Below are 7889 nucleotides of genomic sequence, written 5' to 3'. Positions count from 1 at the left end.
TCCGTCCCTCATTGAACCAGTTCAGCCGAGAAGGGTGGAGTCTGACAGGAATCTGCTCCCCTCTGGCGAACTAAGATTGAACGTGCAACAGGGTATAGTATCGAACTGCGTCTCGCGTTTTGCGTCGTCAGCAAAGCAGACGGTGCCGTACACGTCGTCTCTGACGAGGACTTTCGATCCAATATATGCCTCGAGGTCGAACGTTCGTACTGCTTCGTCAGTGATCGTCTCCGACTGTGATGCACACTCTATTGCCAGCGCACTGTCTTCAGTGATCGTCTGTTGACAGTACGCCTTCTCGAGCGGACAGCTCGCCCCTTCCTCAATCGGTTCGTGGTCAGCCACGACGTGAACAAACGTCTGTGAGCCCTGGGAGACCTCCGTGAGAAATCCGATCGGAAGCTCCAAATATTCACAGCCAAGCCGGAGTGCCGCTTCGATCGTGGATTCGAGTTCACGGTTCGAATCAAAAAACGTCTGATAGAGTTGCTCACGATACTGTTCTATAGTCACGAGTTCGAATACTTACGTTCGAACTAAAGACATTCTGTTTCCCCCACCAGCTTGCCACAGATACCACTCACTGTATGCCTGTACAGCCACGAACGACAGGAGACGCTCTTCCACGATCACCGTCAGTATTCAGTTCTGGCCTCCCCATCGAACCCAACACCTGAGAACTCGAATCGGACACCACCAGCAGTTCCATCAGTTATGTCGACTTTCCAGCCGTGTGCCTCGGCGATCGTCTGAACGATCGAAAGTCCGTAGCCGGTTCCGTCCGGTGACGACGAATAGCCGGCTTCGAACACGTGCTCTCGTGTCGCTTCCGGAATTCCTGGGCCGTCGTCTTCGACGTAAAACCCATCGTCCAGCTCACCGACATCAACGGTGACGTCCGATCCACCGTGTTGAATCGCGTTCCGAAACAGGTTCTCGAACAGTTGCTGGAGTCGGTCTGGATCGGCCTCGATTGTTCGATCGACGCTCCCGACCAACCGTGCCTCCTTCGTATCGACGTGTCTCCACGCATCCTCGACGATGTGAGCGAGATCGACCCGACGTGTCTCGCCGATTTCGCGCCCTTCACGCGCTAGCCAGAGCAGATTCTGGATGATTCGCTCCATGCGGTCGTGAGATTGCTCGACCTCCTCGAGGTGTGTCTCGTCGCCAGTATCTCGAGCGAGTTCGAGATGTCCCCGGGCAACCGAGAGTGGATTTCGCAGATCGTGTGAAACGACGTTAGCGAACTCCTCGAGACGGCTGTTCCGTTCCGCGAGTTCTCCCTCTCGCTCGATCCGGCTGAGCACTTCTGTAAGTGCCGACGAGAGCACTTTGGCAAGGGTCTCGTCGGTGTCGTCGAACGCGCTGGGCTCTTTCGACCCGATCAACAAGACGCCGTGACCTCCGAGCGGAAGCACCAGCTCACTCCGTATTTCGGTGTCGGGATTGTACACGTCCGGATGCTCTCGAACGTCGTCACATCGCTCTGCGTTACCCGATTCGAATACCGTCCACACGATTCCTTCGCCTTCCTCGAACTCGGGGAAGTCATCGAGTACAACATCCGCGTGCTCCGAGGTGACGACTGACTGCAGCGTGTGAGTCGACTCGTCGTACAGACAAAACCCGTGCAGGTCGAACTCCAGGAGATCGGTCAGCTGCGTGCTCACCAACTCGTAGACGTCGTCTTTCGATTCGGCATCCAGCCATTCGGTTGTCGCCGTGTACAGAGCCTGCAGCTGGCGCTCACGACGCTTTTGCTCGGTTATTTCGGCATTGACGGCGACGAAGCGAACGATCTCTCCCATCTCGTCCGTGATAGGAGCGATGGTCTGATTGACGACGTAGCGGCTCCCGTCTTTGCGCTCGTTGATCAGTTCGTTCTGCCAGTCTTCGCCAGCGAGGATCGTCTCCCACAGCTGGTCGTAAAACTCGTCGTCGTGCTCGCCGGACTGGAGGAGCCGTGGCGTACGACCGATTGCCTCCTCTGCAGTATAACCGGTGACCTCTTCGAACGCCGGGTTCACGTAGAGGATCTCCTCGTCAGAATCCGTGATGTAGATCGAGTGCCCAGCGTGTTCGACCGCTTCACGGAACGCTTTCAACTCCTGTTCGCGGTGTTTTTCCTCGGTGATGTCGCGGATGAGCGCGATCACCCGATCCCGCCCGTTGATGGTGGCAGGCTTCAGCCGGACGTCGGCTCGGAACTCCATGCCATCGATGGTTTCACACACCCACTCGACACGTTGTGGGCCCTCTTCGGCAGTTCGGCGGACCCATTCGCGGGCAGTTCGTTCCGACGCTGGCTGGACGGATGCACTCAACTCTTCGATGGCACACTCACACGCTTGCTCGTAGGAGTACCCCCAGTGCTCACAGACCGCTCGATTGACGTCGACGACGTCGCCGGTCTCGGGATCGTAGACGATAATCGCGTCACCGATCGCCTCGAACAGGTCTCGGTAGCCAGTTCGCGAGTGGTATCGGTCGATTGCGTCGTCGATACGAGCGGCCAGCAGATCGAACTGTTCGTCGCCTCCCTTCTGAACGTATCCGGAGACACCGGAAGCGATTGCCTCGCTCGCGACAGTTTCCGATCCCGCCGCGGTAAAGAGAATAAACGGGCGGTCGGGATGGGTATCACGGACGCACTCGAGAAACTCCAGTCCATCCATCCCCGACAGCTGATACGCGCTCACGACGCAATCGAGCGCTCGATCGGCACAGATCTCGAGGCCCTCGCCCGCGGTCGCTGCCGTGATCAGGTCCACACCGGGCAGCTCTCGTTTACAGTACTCTCTCAGCGCATCACGGCTCGACGGAGTGTCGTCGACGTAGAGGACGCGTCGTCTCATCTGACGGAGCTAGCTCTCGAGGTCGTCTCGAAACGGTCATCGTCGACGCTTCCCGCAGGCTGGAAACTGGATAGACCGCATCTCACCGCATATCCAGTAGGCACCGGGACAGAAGACGTGTCCGAGTGATTGCCTGGTGGCGTCCGAGATCTGCACTGCAGGGTCGAGTTCGGTGCCGTGAGTCGAGTCGATCCTGCAGTCGACCCGTGGGTGGGTACTGTGCCCACGACGCCGTTGCCCTGCTGGACAGCGAACTGATTAACTCCGATAATATCACCTTCGTGTCGACTTCTCGTCTCTATTCGTCTTCCCACTGTTTCCCCCCGATTTCCAAGAACTGATTCGTGCGAAGACTCATTGATTCATCTACTCGTTGCTCACTCTTAGGATTTCTGAGAACCACCACACATCACTATTAGTATCACCACATTCGGCAGTCCCCATGCCGAATCGTTTTACTGTCTATTTACATTCACTACCGGCGTAGATTACGCGACGGACCGAGTCGATCCGTATACGCTCGGCGATCTACACTCATCTCCCCGGACCCGCGAGAGAAATGCTCCGTCTGGGATTTGAACTACGGCCAGACGTGCTCGCTACGCTGCGCACAACTGGTCTAATTCAAACCCAGGGTTACACTTTCGGCTCACGAGTTTGTTCGCCGAAAAATGCTCCGTCTGGGATTTGAACTACGGCCAGACGTGCTCGCTACGCTGCGCACAACTGGTCTAATTCAAACCCAGGGTTACACTTTCGGCTCACGAGTTTGTTCGCCGAAAAATGCTCCGTCTGGGATTTGAACCCAGGTCATCGGCTCGAAAGGCCGAAATGATTGGCCGGACTACACCAACGGAGCGTGCGTTCGTACGCACTCACAGGTTGCCGAGGGCTAATAAAAAGCGTTCCGTTCCAGAGGCGTCGTGACACGCACCGACACACCCGAGCCGAACGATAGCCGTCCGTCGAAGCGTCGACTCGAGACGGGGACACCACCGCCATCTCAACGCTTTTGTCGCCGGCGACGCATCACTCGGTCATGAAATACGTCCGATTTCGCGATCCGGCCGGCGCGATTCGCCGCGGCGAGTACGAGAACGGCCACGTCCAGTTCGCGGACGAACGCTACAGCCTCGAGAGCGACGAGATCGACGTCCTGGCACCGTCCGAGCCGTCGAAGGTCGTCTGCATCGGCCGCAACTACGCCGCCCACATCGACGAGATGGGCTCCGAGACGCCGGATCGGCCCCTGCTGTTTCTCAAGGGACCGAACGCCGTCGCCGGTCACGGGGATACCGTGACCGCCCCCGCCGGAAAGGATCGGATCGACCACGAGGCCGAACTGGGCGTCGTCATCGGCGAGCAGTGTCGCCACGTTCCCGAATCCGAGGCGATGGACGTCGTCGAGGGGTTTACCTGCGTCAACGACCTCTCCAACCGCGACGACCAGGAGAAAGAACAAAACTGGATCCGCGGCAAGGCGTTCGACGGCGCCGCACCGATGGGTCCCGTGCTCGCGACGCCCGACGAGGTACCCGACGACGCGACCGTCGGTGCACGCGTCAACGGCGACCGCAAACAGGACGGTTCGCTCGCACAACTCATCTTCACCATCCCGGAACTGATCGCCGAAATCACGACCTATCTCACCCTCGAACCCGGCGACGTCATCGCGACCGGCACCCCGGAGGGTGTCAGTCCGCTTTCCGACGGCGACACGGTCGAGATCGAAATCGAGGGCGTCGGCACGCTCGAGAACACGGTTCGGGTTCCGTAGGCCACGTCCGGATCGGTCGACGGCCCGTCTACGCCACCGTGAACAGGTGCCCCTCCGTCGGCACATCGAACAGACCGACGCGAGCGCCCGCATCGAGCCACGCGTGACCGTAGGAAAACGACGCCAGCGCGTTGACGAGGTCGTCGTTCTCCCGGAAGTGTTCGCCGTCGCTCAGGTAGGAGTCGGCCATCTCGTAACACTCCCCGGCAGCCTCGGCCATCGGCGTCCCCTCGGGCGGGGCGATCGTCGCCTCCGCGAGCGCCTCCGCGAGTAGTTCGCCGTAGCGGTCCGTCTTCTCCTCGAGATCGGCGGTCATATCGGACCATCGACGCTCGAGTGCGTAAAACCGTCGTCACGGCCCCACGAGTACACGCGAACACAGCTCTGAAGAAAGTACCGCGACCGAGGTTAGCCTCTCGGACGTGCAGTGATACGGTTTGTGAGGACTGATTGCCGGGCGATCGCCGACGGTTCAACGATCGACCGGGAGGGACCCATCGCAGTTCGTACGAGGCCAACGTATCGACCACGATACCGCCCAGACAGGAGTCACTGGGAGCATTAACGACTTTGTACTCGAGCGAGATCAGCGGACGACAGGGCGGGCGAACTGGCCTCCTGTCCGCCGGGAATTGCACCCTCATCTGCAGGGAACGCAACTCGTATACGCTCCGTATCCCTACACGAATTCAGACAGATGAGCGACCAGCCTCGCGTCGAGATCTATACGAAAGAGAACTGTCCGTACTGCGACAAGGCCAAGGACCTCTTCGACAGCAAGGGAATCGAGTACGAGGAGTACAACGTTACCGGTGACGACGACCGTTTCGAGGAGATGGTCGACCGCGCCGAAGGCCGCAAGACCGCCCCCGAAGTGTTCGTCGACGACGAGTTGATCGGCGGCTGGGACGACACCAGTGCGCTCGAGGAGACCGGCGAACTCGACGAAAAACTCGGGATCGCCGACGACGAGACGGACGACGCCGTCGAACACCGAAAACTCATCATCGCTGGAACCGGCATCGCCGGCCTCACCGCGGCGATCTACGCCGGCCGCGGCGACAACGAGCCGCTCGTGATCGAGGGCGACGAACCCGGCGGCCAGCTCACCCTCACCACGGACGTCGCGAACTATCCCGGCTTCCCCGACGGGATCAGCGGCCCCGAGCTCGTCAACAACATGAAAGAACAGGCCCGTCAGTTCGGTGCCGAGTTGAAAAACGGCATCGTCGACTCCGTTGACGACTCGAGTCGCCCGTTCCGCGTCGAACTCACGAACGGCGACGTCTACACCGCCGACGCGATCATCGCCGCCTCCGGCGCGAGCGCCCGCACGCTCGGGATTCCCGGCGAGGACGAACTCATGGGCTACGGGCTCTCGACGTGTGCGACCTGTGACGGCGCGTTTTTCCGCGACGAGGACATGCTCGTCGTCGGCGGCGGCGACGCCGCGATGGAGGAGGCAACCTTCCTCACCAAGTTCGCCGACACGGTCTACATCGCCCACCGCCGCGAGGAGTTCCGCGCCGAACAGTACTGGGTCGACCGCGTCCACGAAAAGGTCGCCGAGGGCGAAATCGAGATCATGAAAAACACCGAACTGATCGAGATCCACGGCTCCCAGGACGAGGGCGTCGACCACGTCACCCTCGTCGAAAACGAGAAGGGCCACCCCACCGACCGCCTCGAGGAGCCCGAAACCGAGGAGTTCGAGTTCGACGTCGGCGCAGTCTTCTTTGCGATCGGACACACGCCGAACACCGGCTACCTCGAGGGAACCGGCGTCGAGATGGACGACGAGGGCTACCTCCGTACCCAGGGCGGGTCGGGCGGCGGCCAGACCGAAACCGACGTCCCCGGCATCTTCGGCGCTGGCGACGTCGTCGACTATCACTACCAGCAGGCCGTCACCGCCGCCGGGATGGGTTCGAAAGCGGCCCTCGACGCCGACGAGTACTTAGAAGACCTCGAGCGCGCCGAATCCGCCGGCGCGGAAGTCGCCGCGGCCGACGACTAACGCGGTTGGGGTATCGGCGTACGACAGTTCACAGAGGAGGATAGGATAGCACCGCCACGACCGCAGACTGTTCTCGAATGTGATAGCTTTCTGGATCGGACGACTCTCTCGAGCGAATCCGAGTTTTCGTTTCGTTCCTGCTCGAGGGAGTACCGACCGGCGACGTGACCACCGGATGTCGATTCTCCCGAAAGAACTGATTTCCCTCGACAGCGAGTCGCCTCGAGACGGGACTCTCAGCGCGGCCCGTCCCGGCGACGTCCGCCGAGTCTCGTTTCGAACGCGACGGGGCGGCCGAGGACCGCCGGCGAGACGCGACAGCCACACGGGATCGCCACCCCCTCGAGTGGATCCCGGACGGAGACCACCGAGACGCCCCTCCCAGAGGAGGGACACGACGGTAGGTTGGTCTCGCGTCTCGCGTCGCTCTCGAGTGTGAATCCCCCGTCGCTCATCGCCATCCCCCGCAGGCGCGAGCGACCCCCCTCGCGGACTCGAGTGTGCGTCGCTCGAGGTCGCGTTGCTCGAAGTCGCGTGGCTCGTCGATGTCCCGTCGCGTTAGGAGTTGCCACGATTGCGGAGCCGTTGCGGTCGCTGTCGGTCGAACGCGGGTCCTCGGCCATGCGGGACGTTTATGTCCCGATGGAATGTATGCAATCATGGCAACCAAGCCGCTGGTTTGGAAGCCACGTCTCGGGTGCTCCACCACCCGGGGCATTTGTGCGTAGCCCCTGACGACGCGTAGAGAGTGGCTTCCGGTCGAAATTACCGCGTAGAGTGACTTATAGCTACTGGTGATCGTCCGATGAGAGCGATGCGTTTTCGCGTTTTCGTCCAGTGAAGGCTGTCGCGCTCACATCGGTCTCCTCCCAGATCGCAGAGAGGAGATGTCTGGCCGGGAGGGCGGTTCGAGCATCGCGAGAGCCGCACGACCCGGGGGAGGGCAGGCTGTTGCCCGGTTCCTGGCGGACTGAAAGGGCGAGACGGGCTCGCGATCGCTGTGGCGGCCCTATCCGACCGGAGGGAGGATATCCGTCACAGCGGACGCGAGCGCGGCGAGGGCTTTCGTCATGGTATCGGTAGTCGAGACGACGGAGCTGGTTTTGGCAGTACGACAAAACCGCTTCTCCGAGACTCCCTGCATCACCACTTTTCGTCTGTATCGAGATCGGTCGCGGTCGATGGTCGGACCTCGAGTTCCGAAACGTCCTCGAGTGAATCGGCTTCGACCACGGCG

General features: G+C 60.7%; 6 protein-coding genes and 1 tRNA gene. 2 read left to right on the top strand and 5 right to left on the bottom strand.

What is annotated here, in order from left to right; genetic code table 11:
- Positions 1–21 precede the first annotated feature (21 nt).
- The 3 genes from GRS80_RS10200 to GRS80_RS10190 form a co-directional block, all read right to left on the bottom strand.
- Positions 22–513 (bottom strand): hypothetical protein, encoded by a 492-nt coding sequence (locus GRS80_RS10200; RefSeq protein WP_160047471.1) that lies wholly within the window; start codon positions 511–513, stop codon positions 22–24.
- A 122-nt stretch (positions 514–635) separates the two neighbouring features.
- The gene (locus tag GRS80_RS10195; protein WP_160047470.1) at positions 636–2858 is read right to left on the bottom strand and encodes a PAS domain S-box protein; all 2223 of its coding nucleotides are present in this window, start codon (positions 2856–2858) and stop codon (positions 636–638) included.
- 784 nt (positions 2859–3642) lie between these two features.
- A tRNA-Glu gene (locus GRS80_RS10190) sits at positions 3643–3717 on the bottom strand.
- 180 nt (positions 3718–3897) lie between these two features.
- On the opposite strand from GRS80_RS10190, the gene GRS80_RS10185 reads away from it, so the two are divergent.
- Entirely contained in the window at positions 3898–4635 is a 738-nt protein-coding gene (locus GRS80_RS10185; RefSeq protein WP_160047469.1) for a fumarylacetoacetate hydrolase family protein, read from the top strand.
- A 28-nt stretch (positions 4636–4663) separates the two neighbouring features.
- On the opposite strand, the gene GRS80_RS10180 is transcribed toward GRS80_RS10185, so the two are convergent.
- Positions 4664–4951, bottom strand: coding sequence for a DUF357 domain-containing protein (locus GRS80_RS10180; protein ID WP_160047468.1), 288 nt, complete (start codon positions 4949–4951; stop codon positions 4664–4666).
- Positions 4952–5332: 381 nt separating this feature from the next.
- On the opposite strand from GRS80_RS10180, the gene grxC reads away from it, so the two are divergent.
- Positions 5333–6652 carry a glutaredoxin 3 gene (gene grxC, locus GRS80_RS10175; protein WP_160047467.1) on the top strand — a complete coding sequence of 440 codons (1320 nt, stop codon included), beginning with the start codon at positions 5333–5335 and terminating at the stop codon, positions 6650–6652.
- Positions 6653–6888: 236 nt separating this feature from the next.
- On the opposite strand, the gene GRS80_RS10170 is transcribed toward grxC, so the two are convergent.
- Positions 6889–7275, bottom strand: a complete 387-nt coding sequence (locus GRS80_RS10170; protein WP_160047466.1) for a hypothetical protein — start codon at positions 7273–7275, stop codon at positions 6889–6891.
- Between the last annotated feature and the right edge of the window lie 614 nt (positions 7276–7889).

The sequence above is a fragment of the Natrialba sp. INN-245 genome (assembly GCF_009807105.1).
In the GTDB taxonomy this organism is placed as follows: Archaea; Halobacteriota; Halobacteria; order Halobacteriales; family Natrialbaceae; genus Natrarchaeobius; species Natrarchaeobius swarupiae.
Note: the sequence above shows the minus strand (reverse complement) of the source record. Positions and strands in the feature narration are given on the sequence as shown.

What these genes read in the sequence shown, in the direction of transcription:
- grxC (WP_160047467.1), top strand. Translation starts at nt 5,333, where the DNA reads ATGAGCGACCAGCCTCGCGTCGAGATCTATACGAAAGAGAACTGTCCG.
- GRS80_RS10185 (WP_160047469.1), top strand. Translation starts at nt 3,898, where the DNA reads ATGAAATACGTCCGATTTCGCGATCCGGCCGGCGCGATTCGCCGCGGC.
- GRS80_RS10170 (WP_160047466.1), bottom strand. Translation starts at nt 7,275, where the DNA reads ATGGCCGAGGACCCGCGTTCGACCGACAGCGACCGCAACGGCTCCGCA.
- GRS80_RS10180 (WP_160047468.1), bottom strand. Translation starts at nt 4,951, where the DNA reads ATGACCGCCGATCTCGAGGAGAAGACGGACCGCTACGGCGAACTACTC.
- GRS80_RS10195 (WP_160047470.1), bottom strand. Translation starts at nt 2,858, where the DNA reads ATGAGACGACGCGTCCTCTACGTCGACGACACTCCGTCGAGCCGTGAT.